Source organism: Nocardiopsis sp. NPDC006832 (assembly GCF_040635885.1).
Classification (GTDB): domain Bacteria; phylum Actinomycetota; class Actinomycetes; order Streptosporangiales; family Streptosporangiaceae; genus Nocardiopsis.
This window is the reverse complement of the sequence record NZ_JBEYLC010000016.1, coordinates 68,507-87,110: the sequence shown is the minus strand read 5'-3', so window position 1 is coordinate 87,110 and position 18,604 is coordinate 68,507. Positions and strand designations below refer to the sequence as shown.

The window sequence follows — 18,604 nt, the reverse complement described above, 5'->3', positions numbered from 1 at the left end:
CACTACCCGTGGCTCACAGGGCTTCCTCATGGGTGTCCACGGTCCACTCGCGCATCCGCTCACTCGGGGTGATCCCCAGCCCCGGGCGACCGGACAGGTGCATACGACCGTCCGCGATCTCCAGGTGTTCCTCGAAGAGCGGATCCAGCCACTCGAAGTGCTCCACCCACGGCTCGTGCCGGTAGGCGGCGGCCAGGTGGACGTGGATCTCCATCGCGAAGTGCGGCGCCAGGTGGAGGTGGTTCCGGTCGGCCATCGCCAGCACCTTGAGGAACTGGGTGATGCCGCCGATACGGGGCGCGTCCGGTTGGACGATGTCGGCTCCGCCATGCCGGATCAGCTCGGCGTGCTCGGCCACGCTGGTCAACATCTCGCCGGTGGCGATGGGGGTGTCGAAGACCTCGGCGAGGCGCCCGTGCCCGGCGAAATCGTGGGCGTCGAGGGGTTCCTCGATCCACACCAGGTCGAAGGGTTCCAGGTCCCGGCACATCCGTCGCGCCTGGGCCCGTGACCACTGCTGATTGGCGTCGACCATGAGCGGGAAGTCATCCCCCAGGTGATCGCGGACCGCCGCCACCCGGGCCAGGTCCCGGGCACGGTCGGGGTGACCGACCTTGATCTTGATCCCCCCGATACCGCTTTCCAGTGACGCGGTGGCGTTGGCCAGGACCTCCTCTGTGGAGGCGTGCAGGAACCCGCCCGAGGTGTTGTAACAGCGCACCGAGTCGCGGTGGGCGCCCAAAAGCTTGGCCAGCGGGAGCCCGGCCCGCTTGGCCTTGAGGTCCCACAGGGCGATGTCGAAGGGCGCGATGGCCTGGGTGGACAGTCCCCCACGGCCCACCGAGGCGCCCGCCCAGACGAGCTTGTCCCAGATCCGTTCGATGTCGTTGGGGTCCTCCCCCAACAGCGCGGGGGCCACCTCGCGGGCGTGCGCGAACTGACCCGGGCCTCCGGCCCGCTTGGAGTACCCGAACCCGATGCCCTCGTGGCCGGCCTCGGTGCCGATCTCGGCGAAGAGCATCGCCACCTCGGTCATGGGGCGCTGACGTCCGGTGAGGACCTTGGCGTCGCTGATGGGGGTTTCCAGGGGCAGGGTCACCGAGGAGATCCGGACGCGGGTGACGCGGTCCTGGGTGGCCGTTCCGGGCGTGGTGGTCGACATCCACTGTCCGTTCTGTGGTCCGGGGGCGCGGGAGGGCGAAGGGGACCGCCCTCCCGCGCGGGGGTTTCGAAGGTGGGTTCTCGGTGACCCGATCAGCCGCCGCCGGTGGCCGTCTCGACCTCGGTGATGAACTGCTCGGCGGCCTCTTGCGCGGTGAGGTCCCCGAAGAGGAGGTTGTCGGTGGCCCGACTGCTGATCTCCACGACCTCGCCGGCGCCGATCGGCGGGGGCGGGTTGCCGTCCACGATGGTGCCCTCGACCTCTGCCATGAACTCGGCGGTCTGGCTATCGGCCTCGGACAACTCGCCCAGGATCGCCTCGCGCACCTCCAGGTTGGAGGGCAGTCCGAGGTCGGCCAGGAGCAGTTCGGAGGCGGCCGGGTCGTTGATCATGTGGTCGAGGAAGAGCGCGACCTCCTCGGGGTGGTCGGTCCCGGCGGAGGCCGTGTAGTACATGGCGGGCTTGAGGAACAGGCCGGTGCGGTCGAACTCGGTCTCTCCCGGGTACCGCAGCAGTTGGATGTCCCTCCCCGAGGTCTCGCTCACGCCGACCAGCTGGTTGGTCCAAAAGTGCGCCATGGCGCCGCGGTTGGTGGAGACCACCGACTGGTCGATACCGCCCGCCTGGATCTCCACGCTCTCCGAGGCGCCGGGCTGGCCGCCGTTGTCGGCCAGATCCTGGGTGATCTGGAACCAGGCGGCGAGGGTGTCCTTCGAAAAGCCGAGTGAGCCGTCCTCGGCGTAAAGGTTCTCCCCGTGTTGGCGGGCGAAGACCTGGAAGCCCGCCTCGTTGTAGGCCATGCTCTGGGTGCCGACGTACTCGCCGTCGGTGGCCTCGGTGATCTCGGCGGAGATCTCGACGTAGTCCTCCCACGTCCAGGTCTGGTCGTCGGGCATGTCCACGCCCGCCGCCTCGAAGGCCTCGGGGTCGGCGAGGATGGCGTAGGCGTTGACCCCGCTGGCGATCCCGAAGGTGCTGCCGTCCAGGTCTCCGCTCTCGGCGATGAGCGGGTCCAGACCGGACTGGTCGAGGCCGTCCAGTTCGTTGAGGTCCAGGAGGGCGCCTCGCTCGGCGTACTCGCGCAGGTAACGCTCCTCCTGCATGGCGATGTCGGGGGCGTCGTTGGCCGCGGTGTTGGTGGCCAGGCGGTCCCAGTAGGAACCCCAGTCGGTGCTCTCCCCGGTGATGGTGATGCCGGGGTTGTCCGCCTCGAAGTTCGAGATGACCTCGTTCATGGTGGACTGGCGTTCGTCCGATCCCCACCAGGAGAAACGCAGCTGGACGGTACCGTCGTCACCCGATCCCCCACAGGCGGAGACCGCCAGGACCAGTGCGGTGACCGCGGCGGCCGTGCCGGCCGTCGGTCCGGGGCGGGTTCGGAATCGGCCGGGGGGTTGGCGCATGCCGGGACTTCCCTTCGGGGGCGAGGGCGGACTCGGCCCACCTCGCGTGTGAAGTTGCGTGAAGAAAGCGTTTTCCATCTTCCTGGTAAGCGCTATCCAAGCGATGGATTCCGACATTTTTAACATCGGGTTTCACGGGTGTCAATGGCGCCCCCTCGTGAGGTCATCACCGAACGAATCGATGAAACCCCTCCCTCGCCTGGACTGAAACACCAGTTGAAAGCCGCTTTCAACAAGGCGTGCGACGGGCGCACGCCCCCGAACGTCGACAAGTGCACCCACGCGGTCGGGTCGCGACCCCGACCACGATCCGATCGATATTCGGAAAGCGCTTACTCCTCGCGGTCCTCCCCCGACCAGGCGAAAGTGTGGGCGCCGGAGGTGCGGGGGAACAGCAGATCATCGCCCTTGAGGCGCGGCTCCCCAAGACCCGCGCCGACACCGTTCACGGAACGTTCGCCGTCCCAGCGGAGCACCCCGTCCACCGAGACCCGGCGCGACCGGCCCAACAGCGGAACCACCACCTCGCCCACGCCTTCGGAGGGCTCCACCGTGAGGACGAAGGAACCGGAGGCCTCGCCCCGGGACCAGCGCACGGCCAGCCCCCCGCCCGGGGTCGGCACCCGCCCCTGGGCCCACTCCAGGTCCGCCGTCCTCGGCGCGACCCGCCAGTTCTCGAACCCGGGTGCGGTGGGCCGCACGCCCAGCACCCCCTCGCCCAAGGCGGGCACGGCGGTGGTCCACGGGGTACCGGCGATGGCGCCGCGCGGTCGGCTCCCTTCGTTCTCCCAGGCGAACCATCCGGTTCCCGGCCCCTGGTCGAGCATGTGGCCCCACCAGCGCCGGATCAGGTCGAGGGAACCCTGGGTGTCGCCGTTGCGCACGCGACCCAGGACCTCCAGGGCCTGGATGTAGCCCTGGATGTCCGAGGCCCGGTAAGGGTTTTCCTCGAACTCGCTGGAGCGGGTGCCGTACGGCGTCGCCAACTTCGTGCCCAGGAAGTCCATCGTCCGGCGGGCCCGCTCGGGGTCCAGGGTGGCGAACACCAGGTTCCCGGCGTTGGCGTCCCCGCTGTGGTCACCGGTGGGGTCGTCGGTGTTGAGGACCATCGCGCCGGTCTCCTCGTCCCAGAGCCGGGCCAAGAGCGCCTCTCGCAGGTGTTCGGCCCGCCCTTCCAACCGCCGAGCGGTGTCGGGGTCGCCGGCGATATCCCGCTCCAGCGCCGCCAGCCCTTTGAGGGCGTCGTACAGGACGGCGTTGGTGAGGGAGTCGACCCCGGCGGCCAGGTCCAGCGGTGACCAGTTGGCGACCAGGGCCGAGGACGCGTCCGAGTCGGTGCGGCGGTCCTGTTCCTCCCGGAAGAGACCGTCGGCGTCGGTGCGGCTCTCCAGGAAGGCGATGGCCCGGCGCGCGACCGGCAGCAACGGGCGCACGAACCCGGTGTCACCGGTGTAGAGGTGGTGGTCGGCCAGGGCGGCGACCCAGAAGGCCGTGAAGCTGTGGATGGTGGCGTCGTGGAACAGCGAGATGTCCTCGCCCACGAACCCCAGGGCCTGGTCGGGGTCGGGACCGTTCTCCGGTGCCCGCCAGCCGTTGGGCGGCCCCGGCTCGTTCGGGTGTTCGGGGTCGCCGTGGACCAGGTGGGAGGCGGCCATGGGAAACGAACCGTCGGGGTTTTGCACCCAGCCGAACCGCATCAGCGAATTGCGCACCAGCCACCGATAGTCGCTGCTCTGCTGGTACCCGGCCAGGGCCTGCATGTGCATGTCGCCCATGAAGATCACTCGGTCGAACGGGGTGGTGAGCATCCACGGACTGGGCCCCTCGGGAGCGCCCGGAAGGTCGCTGTCCTCGCTGACGGAGGCCAGGTCACCGGTGTGGGCGCTGTGGTGCCAGGCTCGGTTGAGCAACGGATCGCTGGACAGAAAGTGGCCGTCGCGGGTCACCGGGTAGACGGTGGAGCGCAGCCGGACGTGACCGATGACGGCCTCACCCGGGCCATCAAGGGTCAGCAGCAGGTAGCGCGTCTCGCGTTTGCCCTCGCTCACCAGGGTGGCGGGGCCCTCCCGAGGATCGAACAGGTCGACCCTGGACCAGGGCGCGGCGTCGGTGCCGAAGAAGGCCTCGATGCCGTCGCCCTCGGGGGTGAGCTGATCGCGGAACTGGGCGTGTGCCACCCGTAGCGGCGCCCCGGAGATCCGTTCGACCCGCACCTCCAGGTGACCCATTGCCAGCTGTCCCAGATCCACCACCACCCGGGTGCCGTGGCGTTCGGTGGTGCGCAGGACCAAGGACGGGCCCTCGGACACGGCCAGGCGGTCCGGATCGGGCGCCCCGGCGGGGTCGCCCTCGACGGTGACGGTGGCCGGTTCGATGAGCGGAGTATCCGGCAGGACCACCAGCTCGCGCCAGGAGTGGTCTTCGGGTAGCGGCGTGCGGGAGAGTTCTTCGGCGGTCGGCATGGTGTCTCCTTCTCGGGTCGCACCGTCGACCCTAGAAAGCACCGGCGAGACGATCCATGTTTGTTTCACTGCTTTTCCTTCGCTGAACGCTCAGCCCGAAGGACGATCCGGTTAGGCTCCCCGTATGGACCTGTTGAGCGACGTGGTCACCTCGATGCGCGCGGGTATCCCAGGGGCCGCCCGGGTCGAGATGCACGGCACCTGGGGCTGGTACCTGCCCGGAGACCCCGAGGTCGCCGGATTCATGGCGGTGCTGGAGGGCACGTGTTGGCTGTTCCCAGATGGGGACGGCGAGCCGATGCACGTGGGCTCCGGTGACGTTGTGTTCTCCCCGCACGGCGACGGATACGGGCTGGCCGACCATCCGGTCAGGCCCGAGCTGACCTTGGAGGAGGCCCGTCCCGGCGAAGGCGGGTTCGGCCGCCACACCTACGGCGAGACCGACGGTGGCCCACCGATGATCTTCGTCTGTGGCGGATACCGACTGGATCGAGAGCAAGCACACCCGCTGCTCACCGGACTGCCCGAGCACGTCCACGTTCGAGCCGGCGACCTGGGTCTGGCCCGGGTTCTGGCGGGGCTCGGCGAGGAGACGGAAGGGTCGCGGCCCGGCGGCGACGCCCTGCTGCCCCTGCTGTTGGACGCGTTGCTGCTGTACGTGCTGCGCGCCTGCCTGGAGCCGGCCGCCGACGGCCGTTCGGAGGGCTGGGCCCGGGCGCTGACCGATCCGGGGGTCGGTGCCGCCCTGTCCTCGGTGCACCGGGATCCGGCGCGTTCCTGGACGGTGACGGCCCTGGCCGAGACAGCCCGGATGTCCCGGGCCACCTTCGCCCGCCGGTTCACGGCGCTCACCGGTCTGCCACCGATGGGGTATGTGACCTGGTGGCGGATGAACCGGGCGAAGGGGCTACTGCGTGACACCGAACTGGCGGTGGAGGAGGTGGCCGCGCGGGTGGGTTACGGGTCGCCCTTCGCGTTCTCCCATGCCTTTCGCCGCGCCTACGGAGAGCCGCCCCTGCGCTACCGCCGAGCGCACACTCCCTGAACTCCCCTGTTTCGGAAACCACCTGGACACATAGAGAACGATAGAGAATATTCTGTCCGGGTCTGCACCGCAGATCAACGCCTTGTGTGGGAGAAATCGACATGACCGCACGCCTGGCGATGATCCAGGACTTGCCGGATGAGGTCGACGGCGGAGTGGAACGCGATGTGGGGCCGACCGAAGAGCCGACGGAGAGGGCGAAGAAGAATGATGAGTGGGACACGGCTGCTCCGCCGGTGGGCGGGGGTCGGGGCGACCGTGGTGTTCCTGACCCCTCTCGGTGCTTGTTCGGTGTTGGGGCTTGGGGGTGTTTCGACCAGTCATCAGGAGTTGGAGGGTGAGTGGTCGGACGCCGATGTACCGGGGTCGGTCTCGGAGGTGGCGTGGGAGTGGGTCGCCGAGGGATATCCGGGGGATATGGAGGTGACCGCGCTTCCGCGAGGTGTGCTCGTTCGTACATCCCAGGGTGTGGTGGCCCTGGACGGTGTGACGGGTGAGGAACGGTGGAGTTTCAGCGTGGAGGACGAGGACGTCCGTGTGTTGACGGACGTCTCTTCTTCCGAGGAGCGAGTCCATGTGCTGTTTCCTGAGGAGGTCCCGGACGAAGGGTCTGAGGACACCGAGGATGAGCATGCCGCGAAGGCCGCGTGGCGCCGGGTGGTCCTGGACGGGGTCAGTGGGGAGATCGTCGGTGACTTCGAGGAGTCGATCGCCGCTGACGTTGAGAAGCCCGGGCCCTTCAACGTGGGTGTCGCCGGTGACGGGGGTGTCTTCCACTTGGAGGGTGGCGACCTGCTCTCGGGGGTGATGCTCTCGGCTGAGGACGGTTCCGAACTGTGGCGGACGGATGACCTTTTCTCTTGTGAGGGTTCGCATGTGAACACGGCGGACCGTCCGGTGGTGTTCTCCGAGGCGGTGGTCGTGAAGGCGGGGTGCGATTCGGGTCAGGCCGAGCTGATCTCCCTGGACGTCGTCAATGGAGAGGTGTTGTGGCACCTCGAAGGCGAGGACGCTGAGTTTCTGACTCCGGAGTTGCGTTCCTTGCGTGGGATGGGTGAGTTGCTACCCGTTTACCACGACCGAGGGCCCATGTATCAGGACGAGGAGTTCAGCGAGCTGCGCGTATTCGATCCGGTCACGGGTGAGGTCGTGGGTGATGAATCGGGGGTCGACGGATTGGATTGGTATCTGGCCCGCACGGTCGAGGACGGGTTCCTGGTGTCACAGCGAGCCCCCGGCGAGAGCACCGTCGGTTACGAACTGCGCCGGTTCGACGGCCGGTCCCTGACCACCGGTGGACAGGCGGTGCCCACGGGGTCGGCCGGTAGTTACGTGCTGGCTCTGGAGGACGCGGTGGTCAAGCTCGAACCGAAGGACCCGGAGACACCGGTCAGTGTCACACCGTGGAATGGAGGTGAGCCGTACCGGATCGACCTGCCGGAACCGGTCGAGGTGGCGGGTTACTTCCAGGGGAGGCAGCCGAAGGGGCAGTTCGAGGCGGTGCCCGGCGCGGTGGTGTTGGTCGACCGGAGCGATTCCCAAGGCGAGGGCGTCAAGGTGATCGGGTTCCGGTGAGCTCACCTGACTGTGCCGTGTCCGGAGCGATGAGACCGACGTCGCCTTATTGATCGATGGCGGCGATCGCCTCGGAGTGGAGGGCCACCGGTGGAGGAGATGGCCGCCCGGGTGGGTTACGGGGCTCCCTTCGCATTCCCCCGCACCTTCCGCCGTACCTCTAGAGAGCCGCCCCTGCGCTACCGCCGAGCGCACACTCCCAAAGCTTCCCCATTTCAGAAACCTTCTGGATAATCAGGGAACGATAGAGGATAATCTGTGCGTATCTACACCGCAGATCAACACCTTGGATGGGAGAAATCGACATGACCACGAACTCCGAGACCGTCCATGAGCTGCGAGCCGAGCTCCGCGCAGACCTGGTCATCGCGATGAAGGCTCGGCGATCCGAGGTGGTCTCCGCCCTGCGCACCGCGATCGCAGCAGTGGACAACGCCGAAGCCGTCGAGGTACCGGACGCCCCGATGGAGTCGGTGAGCGAGCACGTCGCCGGTGTCGGGGTCGGGGTCGGTTCCACCGAGACCGGGCGACGCACACTGTCGGTTGATGAGGTGCGCTCGCTGCTGCGAGCGCAGGTCCAGGAACGGATCAACGAAGCCGAACGCTATGACTCGCACGGACGAAGCGAGGCCGCGGAGCGGCTTCGACGGGAGGCCGGCGCCCTGAGGAAGTACACCGACCTCGGCTGAACGGCGAGGTCGGGTGCTCGGGCCAGGTGCCCCGGTCATCGGGAAGGGGAGGGATCCGGAACCTCAAGCCTTCGGATCATGCCCGCCACACGGCGTCCACGGAGCTCGGGTGGGGCCGTGATGATCGGCAGCAGAAGGGCGTATCGCCGACCCGAGTCCAGCTCCGCGAACCGTTCCGTCGCGATCGGTGACGCCGCGAGCGCCGTGGCCACGTCCTCGGGCACGTCCATGGCCGACGAGCCGGGGTAGGCACGGGCCCAGCGACCGTCGAGCCGGGCGCGTTCGATCTCCGCCCGCCCTCGTGGTCGCATGCGGCCCTGTGCGATCAGTGCCTCGACCAGTCCGACATTGCGCTGCGACCAGATCGACCTCGCTCGTCTGGGCGTGAACCGTTGGAGGAACGTCGTGCCGTCACGTTTCCTTCGCTGACCATCGATCCATCCACTGCACAACGCCTCATCGAGTGCCTGGGCATACGTCAGTGAAGTCGGCACGACCGTTCTCGACTTCGCCATCACCAGCCACACGCCATCCGAAGCGTTCTCGTTCACGTCGAGCCAGGCTCGCCACGCTGCCACGTCCGCGAGCAGCAAAGACCCGTCATCCATCGGTGTTCCTCCTACTATCGGGTTCGTTCTGAGAATGTCCGGCCGCTCCGTCAAGCCGCCGGATAGACGTGCCTGCGAAGCGTCGCGAGAGCAGGGCGAACGCGTCGGCGAGTTCGGGTGGTGCCACATCGGTGAGGGCGGCGTCGAAGCGACCGAGCGAGGCGGCGAGTGCTACCCACGACCAGGACCCGACCCTGAGCCGGCATCGGTCGGGGCCGAGGTCCTCGACGGTCCCCTCTGTGACGAACGGGATCACCTCCTGGGCCGGCAGGTGCAGCACGACCTCGCCGGTACAGGGCCACGTGTTCTCACCGACCGAGCCCTTGAACCGCCCGGCGAGGAAGTCGCGGACGTCCCCGCCGGGCACTGTTCGGGGGATGAAGCGGGGTCCGGTGGGAATGCGGGGCCTCATCCGGTCGAGTCGGTAGACGCGCCAGTCGTCGACGTCCAGGTCCCAGGCGACGAGGTACCAACGCCCGTTCCCGAACACGACGTGGTGTGGTTCGACGCGCCGCCGCGACGGCTCGGCATCCGGATCGTCTCTCACCGACACGTAGCCGAACCGCAGTACCTCGCACGCCCGGACCGTCGCACTCACCGCGAGGAGCATCTCGGGTTCGGCCACCACTTCGGTGTCGGACGGCAGCGTCGAGAACGTCACGGAGTCGACCCTGTGGCGCAGCCGTGAGGGCATCACCTGCCGCACCGTCGTCAGTGCCCGCAGCGCCGCTTCACCGTCCGCCGCGCCCGAGGCCGCGGCGGCCTGAAGGGCGGTGGCCAGGGCGACGGCCTGATCTTCATCGAACAGCAACGGCGGCAGCTCCGAACCCGCGTCGAGCCGGTAACCGCCGTCAGGGCCCTTGAACGTGGTGATCCGATAGCCGAGTTCACGCAGATGGTCGATGTCGCGGCGCAGTGTGCGATCACTGACCTCCAGCCGTTCGGACAACACCCGACCGGGCCAGTCGCGCCGGGTCTGCAGCAACGACAGCAGCTTCAACATTCTCGATGATGATCCGGCCATGTCAGTCATCATGCGCGAAGAAGCGGACACCCCGTGACCGGTACCCCTGTGAGGCTCCTACTGCGGCCGGGAAACCGCGCTCGCTCCATCAAACAAGAGGGATTCGAGGAGTCATCGACATGACCATCAACGTCACGCCGCACTTGAACTTCCGTGGCGACGCGCGCGATGCGCTGGAGTTCTACCAGACGGTGTTCGGCGGTGAGCTGACCATCGCGAGCTACGCCGACATGGGCAACACCGACCCCGCCACCGCCGATCACGTGACCTTTGGCCAGGTCACCGCCGACAACGGGTTCAGCGTCATGGCCTACGACGTGTATCCCCACCTGGAGTGGGACCAGGGGCAGGACCCGTTCTTCGTCTCCGTCCGCGGTAACGCCCCTGAGGAGATTCAGGGTTACTGGGACAAGCTCGTCGACGGGGCGGAGGTCAAGCAGCCCATCGGCCCATCCCCGTGGGCGCCGCTCTACGGACAGCTCACCGACCGTTTCGGGGTCACCTGGGTGCTGGACGTCGCCGTCGAATACCCCACCGCTTGACCCACCGTCGCCGGCACACGCTGATCTCGCTGACACCAAGGGGCACCTGAACTCGCGAAACGCGATGACCGGCTTCGCGGGTTCGAAGGTGCGGGACAGCGGAGATCGGTAATCTATGCGCGAGCGGTCCCCCGCCAATACGCCTGGCGGGGGACCGTTTCCGTACGGGGTCAGCCGGCTCGCAGGCAACTCTGGAGAGCAACCCACTCCTCGGCGGAGAAGTCGAGTGTTCCCAGGTCACGGTTCTGCGAGTCTCGGACATCCGCGCCTCTGGCGTACTCACGCGCTTCCACGCAGTTCCCGCCGGTGCCGTTGCTGTACGACGACTTGTGCCAGTCTTCGGTCATCATCAGAGGTTGCCTCGAATCTCTTCCAGTTTGGCGCGGGACTCAGGAACCGGCAGAGCGGCACTCATCAACTCCGCGAAAGTCCGTTCGTAGCTTGCCACAACCTCCGGTTGCCTCAGCACGAACCCCGTCTCCTGACTCTCCACATACGCGAACGTGCCCGAATCAGGTACTTCCATCAGAGTAAACGCCCCACACAAACCCGCATGACCCTCGGCCCTGAGCGGTACGACCTGAATCCGCAGTCGAGGCTTTCGTGACTGAGAGATCAGGTGATCGACTTGTGCCTCCATCACGTTCGGGTCCTGAAAGCGCCGCAACAGTACCGACTCGTCCAAAAGCACAGTGAGAGCGGGCGGGTGCTTACGAACGAGCAGCTCCTGCCGTTGACGTCGAGCGACCACGTTCTTCTCGATGCTCCCGGGATCCGCCTGCGGGCGGGCCAACAGGCCGATAGCCCGGATATATCCCTCGACCTGCAAAAGTCCGGGGACCAAGCCCAGCGCGAACTCCCGAATCTCCAGCGCGGTCTGTTCGGATCCCGCGACCTCACGGAAGTACGCACTGGTACCACCCTCGGAGAACGCCGCGTCCCAGGCACTCGTCAGAACTCCGTGCGCGGTAAGCGCGGAATCCAGACGGAGCACATTCTCCCGATGTGTCTGTTTCTTCCCTCGTTCGACATCGCTGATCGTGCTCTGTCCAACGGTGGATACAGCGGCTAACTCCTGTTGAGTCATGCTCGCCTGCACCCGAATCTTCTTCATGAGATTGCCGAACCGAGCCAGCGGAATCTGGACATCGTTCCTCTTCACAGACCGCCCTCCGGTCGAATATCTGAACCTATCGCCGCTTATGAAACCTCTACCGAGTCTCCTGATAAGCGTAGCCGGCGACAGAAGCCCTTGTCAGAGTTTTCACAGAAGGACATTTCTTCCGGAACAGAAGAAGCCCCGGGGCCGATTACGACGGCCCACCGGGGCAGGCGAATCGCCCAAAATTACCCGGAGTGAGAAGAATGCAAGATACCCAGGCACGCCCCCCACACCAGACGAGCCCTATCCGCGGTTGCTCCATTTCCCGAACTCGCGCCGGTCCGGAATCCTCCTGGGGCACACCCTCGCCCCCGCTCCCCTACTCACCTGGTGTCGCACCACGCTCCCCCACCGCGCCGTACCGCTGATCCAGATCACCCGAGCACTGGTCGACAACGCCCACCACCACTCAAGTTCAGGGCTGCCCGGCGGCACCGTCCGTGTCGTGCTCGACCAGACCCTCCCCCTATTACCTCACCTGTACGTGACCGACGAAGGCCCGCGCCCGGACGATCCCTTGATCAGCTATCCGCATCGCCTCACCCACGCCCCGCACAGCGGTCTCGCCCTCGTCGAGCGACTCTCCGTGTACTGGGACTTCTCCTGGACTTGGGACGGGCACCGCATACGCGCGCTGACCATGCAGGTCGTCCTCGACACCACCGACCCGAACTCCCGAAGGACCCTTTGATCGGAGTTTTTCGGGCAGCGCAGACCCCGGGCTTCAGCCCTAGGGATAGCCGTCCTTCCGCGAACGGGAACATGGAACAGCCCTTTGCCCTACGATGAGTTACTCGTCCGTCACTCCGCGCTCGATCTGCGGCATCACTTTCCCACGAGCCTTCCACGTGCTCTGGTACCCCATGCACCGAGGCCGCGTACCGGGGGGCTGTGTCGAGGAAGGGATGAAGGAGCTCGTGCGCGAGGGATCTCGGGCACCTGAAGTCCCCCTGCCGATGCTGTGGACCCACGGCTGCTTCGTGGCCGCTGTCGGAGGTGTCCTGCCGGGAGCGCATCGAGCGTGACGTGGCGAACCAGGAGAGCCGCTGAGAGGGAAGGGGGTGTTTCACGGTGTTGACGGGTCGTCGTTACCGGCTTGCTCTGACCGGTGTACAGGAGGCGATGTGTACCGAGTTCGGTGACCTGTGCCGGGCGGTGTGGAACACCGCTCTGGATCAGCGTCGCCAGTACGTGGACCGCTACACCCGAGGCCGACAAGGTGGGTTCTGCGGCTACCACCTTCAGGCCGCCCAGTTGGCCGAGGCCAAGGCCGAAGAGCCCTGGCTGAAGGTGGCCCCCTCGCATGTGCTCCAGCAGACCTTGAAGGACCTGGACCGGGCTTGCCGGGAGAAGGGCACCTTCAAGGTGCGGTGGCGGGCCAAGTACCGGTGGAGCCCGTCGTTCCGCTTCCCGGCCGGGAACCTCATCACCGTGGAGAAGCTGAACCGCAAGTGGTCACGGGCCAAACTACCCAAGCTCGGCTGGGTGCGGTTCCGCTCCTCCCGGCCGATCGGCGGCATCATCCGCTCGGCGACGGTGTCCCGTAAGGGCGGGCGTTGGTTCGTGTCCTTCCTCGTGGAGGACGGGCTGCTCACCCCCGAGCACCATCCGGGTACCCCGGTGGGGGTGGATCGGGGGGTGAAGGTCGCCGCGACCCTGTCCACCGGCCGGTTCCACGACCGTCCCTTCGCCTCTCCTGGGGAGAAGGCCCGACACCTGCGCCTTCAGCGCAAGCTCGCCCGGAAGAAGAAGGGCGGCGCGAACCGGGCCAAGATCCTCAAGTCCCTGGGGCGCATCGCCACTCGTGCGGTGGACCGGCGTACCGACTTTTGCGCTCGGCTCGCCCGCCAGCTGACCACCCGCCACAGCATGGTGGTGCTGGAGAACCTGCGCACCACCAACATGACCGCCTCCGCGAAGGGGACCCCGGAAGAGCCCGGAAAGCGGGTCCGTCAGAAGAGCGGCCTGAATCGGGCCATCCTGGACAAGGGGTGGCACCGGCTCGAACTCGCGTTGCGCAACGCAGCGCGCAGGACCGGCACGCGCATCGTGCTGGTCGATCCCGCGTACACCTCGCAGACGTGTTATCGGTGCAAGGTGGTGGACGCGAACTCGCGCGAGAGCCAAGCCGAGTTCGTGTGCACTTCTTGTGCTCATACCGATCACGCCGATGTGAACGCGGCCAAGAACATCCTTCACGCCGCAGGGCATGCGGTGTCAGCCTGCGGAGACCTCGGGGTTGCCCGGTCTGTGAAGCAGGAACCAGCGCCCCCGCGAGGGCAGGCGCACCAACCGGCGTTGCCGCTGGTGGGAATCCCCCGCCCTTAGACGTGGGGAGGAAGTCAAGGACGTCTGCCCCGCGATCGAGTGGGGCAAGCGCGACGCCTGAGCGCGTTATCGGTTCGGGGCGCAGAGCAGGAATCTCGTCCGTTGCGGTGCCAGGCGGATTGAGGCGGCCAGATCTGCGGCGGCGTCACGTCGGCTCCCCCGGGGAGCGTGTTCTGGGGGTCGGACGGGACTTCGCCGGCCACTCGGATGACGCGCCGACAAAATACGAACCCGAACCGCAGGTCAAGGGCGGGTCCCACCATAAAGTTGATTGATCATCTACCATCTGGATGCCGTATCGATCATCACCGGGATCCGGGCCGAGCCGGGAGCACGGGGACGCGAGGTTCCACCCCAGGCCACGTTCCCTCTCCGGGGACGCGACAAAGGAAGTGAGAACCAGATGAGCGACTCCTCGACGACGAACTGGCCGAGCCTGCGGGTCTCGGACTGGACGGACACCCGCGACACCCTGCACATGTGGACCCAGATCGTGGGCAAGATCCGCATGGCCCACGCCCCACTGGTCAACCACTGGTGGCAGGTGCCCCTGTACGTCAGCCCGCGCGGACTGACCACCTCGACCGTCCCCTACCGTTCGGGGGCCTTCGAGATCGAGTTCGACTTCGTCGGCCACCGGATCGAGGTCCGCAGCAGTGACGGCGACACGGACGGTTTCCCACTGCGGCCCATGACCGTCGCCGCGTTCTACTCCCGGATCCTGGACCTGCTCGGCCGACTCGGGATCGCAGCGCCGATCCGGCCGATCCCCAACGAGGTCGACCCGGCGATCCCCTTCGCCGAGGACCACGAGCACGCCTCCTACGACGGCGAGGCGGCCACCCTGTTCTGGCGTCAGCTCCTACAGGCCAACCGGGTGATCGGTGAATTCCGGTCGCACTTCATCGGCAAGGTCAGTCCGGTGCACTTCTTCTGGGGAGGGATGGACCTGGCCTGTACCCGCTTCTCCGGGCGGCCGGCCCCCGAGCACCCGGGCGGGGTCCCCAACTGCGGGGACTGGGTCATGGTCGAGGGCTACTCCCGGGAACTGTCCAGCTGCGGCTTCTGGCCCGGCGGCGGCGAGGAAGGCGCCTTCTACTCCTACGCCTACCCCGCACCCGAGGGCTTCGCCGAGCAGTCGCCCGGCCCCGAGGGCGCTCACTACAGCACCGAGTTCCAGCAGTTCCTGTTCCCCTATGAGGTCGCCCGCACCGCCCCCGACCCCGACCGCGCCGTGGCCGAGTTCTTGCACAGCACCTACGAAGCCGCCGCGAACCTCGGACGCTGGGATCGTCCCGCGCTGGAGGACGACCCTCTGCGCTGGCACGGAACCTCCGCGACGCCGGGGAACGGCGAGGCCTGACCGGACTGCCACGGGCGGAGAGGAAGCGCAAATCCTGTTGACTGGTCAACAGGAACTTCCCAAGCATGAAGTCGATTCATCAATCGAACGGTGACGATGTCGAGGAACGCGAGGGACCAGGCCCGGCATCTCGTTCACCACGCCGGTCGACACAGCGACCGCAGGGAGGTAAGTGCGATGCGGTTCGGGATCTTGACCCTCGGTGACGTGACACAGGATCCCGGATCGCGCACCCTCACGTCAGGCTTCGACGACGGAAGGGTCGGGGTCCGCTTCCTCCGGCTCGGAGCCGAGGTCGTCGATCCCACGGAACGCCGGGGAGACCAAGGCGGCCAACGCGGTGACCCCGACGAGGACCGCGATCACGGCCCCGGCCACGGGCAACCCGGCCATCGAGGCCACCGCCGCGAGCGGTGCGCCGGCCAGGGCGGGCGCGGAGAGCATCACGGTGTTCTGCGCCCCCAGCACACGACCGCGCATGGCGTCCGGGGTGGCCTCGATGGTCAGCACCCCGAGCACGCCTCCGGCCGGAGCGAAGAGGAACCCGGCCAGGGCCGCGCCGCCCAGCACCAACCAGGGGGAGGCCATACTTCCCACCGCGGCGAACCCGATCAGCGCGCCCAGCATGCCGATCACGAACCAGACCCGTCGACGGACCCGGAGCGCGAAGGCGGCGTAGAGCGCGGAGCCGCCGATACTGCCCGCGGCGATCGCGCTCAGGGTCAGACCCGTCAATTCGGGAAGGTCCTGCTCGGTGAAGTAGGCGGGCATGAGGGTGGTCTGTAGGACGCTCAGAACCGCGATGAACACCCCGGTGACCAGGGTCGATCCGAGAACCAGCCGGTTGCGGAACAGGAACCGCCACCCGTCGGCCAGATCGGCCACCGCCCGCCGCAGCGAGCCCCCCGCGGCATCGGCCGGGACGGGGTCCCGGGGCGGGATCCGTCCGGCCCGCGGGTCGAGAACGAGCATGCTCAGTGCGGCGAGCAGGCTGGTCACGGCGGCGGCGAGCAGGATCGCCGGGGACAGGCCGAACAGCGCGACCAGCAGCCCGCCCAGGCCGGGGCCGGCCAGCACGAGCATGTTGCCCACGGTCTCGCGGACCGCGACCAGCCGGTCCAGCCGGACCGGGCGCCCGTTCCGGCCCGGCTCGGCTTCACCGAGGCGGGCCAGGGTGGGCAGCATGGTCTCCTGGGCGGTCATCCCCGGAACCCGGATGAACGCCCCGACCACGGCCATGGCCAGGAACCAGGCCAGGTTCAGGCCCCACGTCAGGTCGATGAACAGCAGCGCCGCCATCGACAGGGCGTTGAGCAGGTTGGCGATGACCGACACCGCGCGCCGGTCGACCCGGTCGACGAGCAGCCCGGAGAAGAGCCCGGTCAACGCGGACACGGCCATACCCACGGTCGCCATGATCCCCGCCGCGAGCACGTCTCCGGTGCGGTCGAGTACCAGGAGCGGGATCACCACGCTCGCGATCCCGGCTCCCAGCAAGGACAGCGCGTAGGAGGTGAAGTAGATCGTCGGGCTGCGGCGCACGGTGGCCGACCTCCTCAGGGAGTCGGTCGCGCGTGCCCGGGACGGCGGGCACGCGCGAGCTGATGGGGTGGCTCCGTGAAGTACGGAGCCGTCGGGACGAACCGGTCAGCCCCGCGGACCGGTCGCGGGGCCGTCCGAGGCGACCAGTCGCTTGGTGGTGCGGCGGTCGGCTCTGCCCGGACCGTCCGCCCAGGTACTGGGCGATGAAGCGGTCGGCGGCCTCGAACACGGCCATCTGGTTCTCGGGGTTCACGAACCCGTGCCCCTCGCCCTCGACGACCACGCACCGTCGCCGGCCTGGCCCCAGACCTTGCCGGGACCGGGGCGTCGAGTTCGTGGGGGTCGAACGTCCCGAGGTCGCGAGTGTTGAGCAGCAGGGTCACCTTCCCCGGGCGGACCGGGGAGGGGGCGAATCCCAGAACCGTGGTTCCGGGGAAGGGGGTGAGGTCGACCGCCTCCGACCCCGGGGTGTCGAGGTCGGCACGGTGCAGGTACCATCTCTGCTCCCCTCCGTCATCTTGGAGGTGGAGCAGCCGGCGCGGGTCGTCGGCCCACTCGAAGCTCTGTACGCTGCGGGTCTCGTCGGCGGTGACGGGCCGGGGCTCGGATCCGGGTTCGAGGTCCCGGACCCAGATGTTGAGCCGGGTCCTCCAGGGCCCGAGGAACGCCATCCTGGTGCCGTCCGGAGAGATCGACGCGCCGGCGCCGCGGAGAGCCGAAGAGGTCCTCGATGGTGTGGAGCTTGGGGAGTGCCATGTTTTCCGGTCCTTGCTTCCGCGGCGTCGCCTCTGATCAGGTGCACTCCGATTCAAGCCGTCGGGCCGTTCGCCGGGGAGTGCCGCCGCGTCAACTCCTCCGCATGAGGTTCGTAGGGGTGTGGACATGACGCGGTGTCACTATCGCGACCATCGTCCCTGGTGAGACCGTTTAGCCGGACCCCGGAACTCAGCCACGCCCAAGGGGTGATCGACCGGCTCCACGGCTGCTCCGGCGTGCTCGACGAGCAGGGCCGGTACGCCTACTACGGACACGCCGGCGGCTTCCCGGCCTACGAAAACCAGCGCGCGGCCTGGGACGCCGGTTGTGGTCCCGACAACGCCGATCCCGAACATCGCTGATCACCCGTGATCCTCCTGGGAGGGTCCGGCGGCCCGGACGAACGCCGTGTGGCCGGTTCAGCCCGGCTGCTTCTCCGCGTGCTCCAGGACGCGCTGGGAGAGCCGGGCGAACGTGTTGAGCTGGTTCGGCGTCAGTGCCTCGATGAAGAGACGGCGGACGTGCTCGGCGTGCACGGGCGCGGCGTCCTGGATGGCCTCGTAGCCGGCTGGAGTGGCGACGATGAACGCTCCGCGCGCGTCCTCGGGACATTCCTTCTTGGCCACGAGCCCGCGCTTCACCATCCGCGTGACCTGGTGGGACATACGGCTCTTCTCCCACTCGACGAGCTTGGCCAGTTCCAGGAAGCGCATCTGCCCGTCAGGGGCCTCGGTGAGTTTGGCGAGCACGATGTAATCGGACGCGGATATCCCGGAGTCGGCCCGAACGAGACGGGTCAGCCGCCCTATGAGGACTTCCTGCATGCGGATGAAACCGTCCCAGGCGGCCTGCTCGTCCGGGTCGAGCCTGCGCGGTGTCTCATACATGGACGCAGTGTAGCGAAACTGTTGACACTTCATCTATCAGAGCTCACATGACGTCG

18 protein-coding genes are annotated in these 18,604 nt (G+C 67.6%); 9 read left to right on the top strand and 9 right to left on the bottom strand.

The window, feature by feature from the left end; genetic code table 11:
- Positions 1–13: 13 nt before the first annotated feature.
- The 3 genes from ABZ717_RS10555 to ABZ717_RS10545 form a co-directional block, all read right to left on the bottom strand.
- Positions 14–1,162 carry a mandelate racemase/muconate lactonizing enzyme family protein gene (locus tag ABZ717_RS10555; protein ID WP_358508073.1) on the bottom strand — a complete coding sequence of 383 codons (1,149 nt, stop codon included), beginning with the start codon at positions 1,160–1,162 and terminating at the stop codon, positions 14–16.
- 92 nt (positions 1,163–1,254) lie between these two features.
- The gene (locus ABZ717_RS10550; RefSeq protein WP_358508071.1) at positions 1,255–2,565 is read right to left on the bottom strand and encodes an ABC transporter substrate-binding protein; all 1,311 of its coding nucleotides are present in this window, start codon (positions 2,563–2,565) and stop codon (positions 1,255–1,257) included.
- 332 nt (positions 2,566–2,897) lie between these two features.
- Positions 2,898–5,027, bottom strand: a complete 2,130-nt coding sequence (locus ABZ717_RS10545) for an alpha-L-rhamnosidase C-terminal domain-containing protein (protein ID WP_358508069.1) — start codon at positions 5,025–5,027, stop codon at positions 2,898–2,900.
- A gap of 124 nt (positions 5,028–5,151) precedes the next feature.
- Here ABZ717_RS10545 and ABZ717_RS10540 point away from each other — a divergent pair, with 124 nt between their 5' ends.
- The 3 genes from ABZ717_RS10540 to ABZ717_RS10530 all read left to right on the top strand — a co-directional run bounded on the left by ABZ717_RS10540 (position 5,152) and on the right by ABZ717_RS10530 (position 8,336).
- Positions 5,152–6,072, top strand: a complete 921-nt coding sequence (locus ABZ717_RS10540; protein WP_358508067.1) for an AraC family transcriptional regulator — start codon at positions 5,152–5,154, stop codon at positions 6,070–6,072.
- Between the two features lie 444 nt (positions 6,073–6,516).
- Positions 6,517–7,647, top strand: coding sequence for a PQQ-binding-like beta-propeller repeat protein (locus ABZ717_RS10535; RefSeq protein WP_358508065.1), 1,131 nt, complete (start codon positions 6,517–6,519; stop codon positions 7,645–7,647).
- A gap of 305 nt (positions 7,648–7,952) precedes the next feature.
- Positions 7,953–8,336, top strand: coding sequence for a hypothetical protein (locus tag ABZ717_RS10530; protein WP_358508063.1), 384 nt, complete (start codon positions 7,953–7,955; stop codon positions 8,334–8,336).
- Positions 8,337–8,371: 35 nt separating this feature from the next.
- On the opposite strand, the gene ABZ717_RS10525 is transcribed toward ABZ717_RS10530, so the two are convergent.
- Positions 8,372–8,944 carry a YdeI/OmpD-associated family protein gene (locus tag ABZ717_RS10525; protein WP_358508061.1) on the bottom strand — a complete coding sequence of 191 codons (573 nt, stop codon included), beginning with the start codon at positions 8,942–8,944 and terminating at the stop codon, positions 8,372–8,374.
- Complete coding sequence (locus ABZ717_RS10520) at positions 8,937–9,947, bottom strand: WYL domain-containing protein (protein ID WP_358508059.1); 1,011 nt, start codon at positions 9,945–9,947, stop codon at positions 8,937–8,939. Before ABZ717_RS10520 ends, ABZ717_RS10525 begins: the two co-directional genes overlap by 8 nt.
- 140 nt (positions 9,948–10,087) lie before the next feature.
- On the opposite strand from ABZ717_RS10520, the gene ABZ717_RS10515 reads away from it, so the two are divergent.
- Positions 10,088–10,510: a VOC family protein gene (locus ABZ717_RS10515; protein WP_358508057.1), complete on the top strand. Its 423-nt coding sequence runs from the start codon at positions 10,088–10,090 to the stop codon at positions 10,508–10,510.
- A gap of 170 nt (positions 10,511–10,680) precedes the next feature.
- Here ABZ717_RS10515 and ABZ717_RS10510 read toward each other — a convergent pair whose 3' ends face one another.
- Both ABZ717_RS10510 and ABZ717_RS10505 read right to left on the bottom strand, forming a co-directional pair.
- Positions 10,681–10,860: a DUF397 domain-containing protein gene (locus tag ABZ717_RS10510; protein WP_358508055.1), complete on the bottom strand. Its 180-nt coding sequence runs from the start codon at positions 10,858–10,860 to the stop codon at positions 10,681–10,683.
- Positions 10,860–11,672 (bottom strand): Scr1 family TA system antitoxin-like transcriptional regulator, encoded by an 813-nt coding sequence (locus tag ABZ717_RS10505; RefSeq protein WP_358508053.1) that lies wholly within the window; start codon positions 11,670–11,672, stop codon positions 10,860–10,862. Before ABZ717_RS10505 ends, ABZ717_RS10510 begins: the two co-directional genes overlap by 1 nt.
- 253 nt (positions 11,673–11,925) lie before the next feature.
- Between ABZ717_RS10505 and ABZ717_RS10500 the strand changes: the two genes are divergently transcribed.
- The 4 genes from ABZ717_RS10500 (at position 11,926) to ABZ717_RS10485 (ending at position 15,363) form a co-directional block, all read left to right on the top strand.
- Positions 11,926–12,363, top strand: coding sequence for a hypothetical protein (locus ABZ717_RS10500; RefSeq protein WP_358508051.1), 438 nt, complete (start codon positions 11,926–11,928; stop codon positions 12,361–12,363).
- A 94-nt stretch (positions 12,364–12,457) separates the two neighbouring features.
- Positions 12,458–12,697, top strand: coding sequence for a hypothetical protein (locus ABZ717_RS10495; protein WP_358508049.1), 240 nt, complete (start codon positions 12,458–12,460; stop codon positions 12,695–12,697).
- 97 nt (positions 12,698–12,794) lie between these two features.
- Positions 12,795–14,000, top strand: a complete 1,206-nt coding sequence (locus tag ABZ717_RS10490; RefSeq protein ID WP_358508047.1) for a transposase — start codon at positions 12,795–12,797, stop codon at positions 13,998–14,000.
- A 403-nt stretch (positions 14,001–14,403) separates the two neighbouring features.
- The gene (locus ABZ717_RS10485) at positions 14,404–15,363 is read left to right on the top strand and encodes a DUF5996 family protein (RefSeq protein ID WP_358508045.1); all 960 of its coding nucleotides are present in this window, start codon (positions 14,404–14,406) and stop codon (positions 15,361–15,363) included.
- Between the two features lie 240 nt (positions 15,364–15,603).
- Here the strand turns inward: ABZ717_RS10485 and ABZ717_RS10480 are convergent, their stop codons facing one another.
- Positions 15,604–16,905 (bottom strand): MFS transporter, encoded by a 1,302-nt coding sequence (locus ABZ717_RS10480; protein ID WP_358508043.1) that lies wholly within the window; start codon positions 16,903–16,905, stop codon positions 15,604–15,606.
- Positions 16,906–17,822: 917 nt separating this feature from the next.
- On the opposite strand from ABZ717_RS10480, the gene ABZ717_RS10475 reads away from it, so the two are divergent.
- Positions 17,823–18,023, top strand: a complete 201-nt coding sequence (locus ABZ717_RS10475; protein ID WP_358508041.1) for a hypothetical protein — start codon at positions 17,823–17,825, stop codon at positions 18,021–18,023.
- 57 nt (positions 18,024–18,080) lie between these two features.
- Here ABZ717_RS10475 and ABZ717_RS10470 read toward each other — a convergent pair whose 3' ends face one another.
- Positions 18,081–18,548 carry a MarR family transcriptional regulator gene (locus ABZ717_RS10470; RefSeq protein ID WP_358508039.1) on the bottom strand — a complete coding sequence of 156 codons (468 nt, stop codon included), beginning with the start codon at positions 18,546–18,548 and terminating at the stop codon, positions 18,081–18,083.
- Positions 18,549–18,604 lie beyond the last annotated feature (56 nt).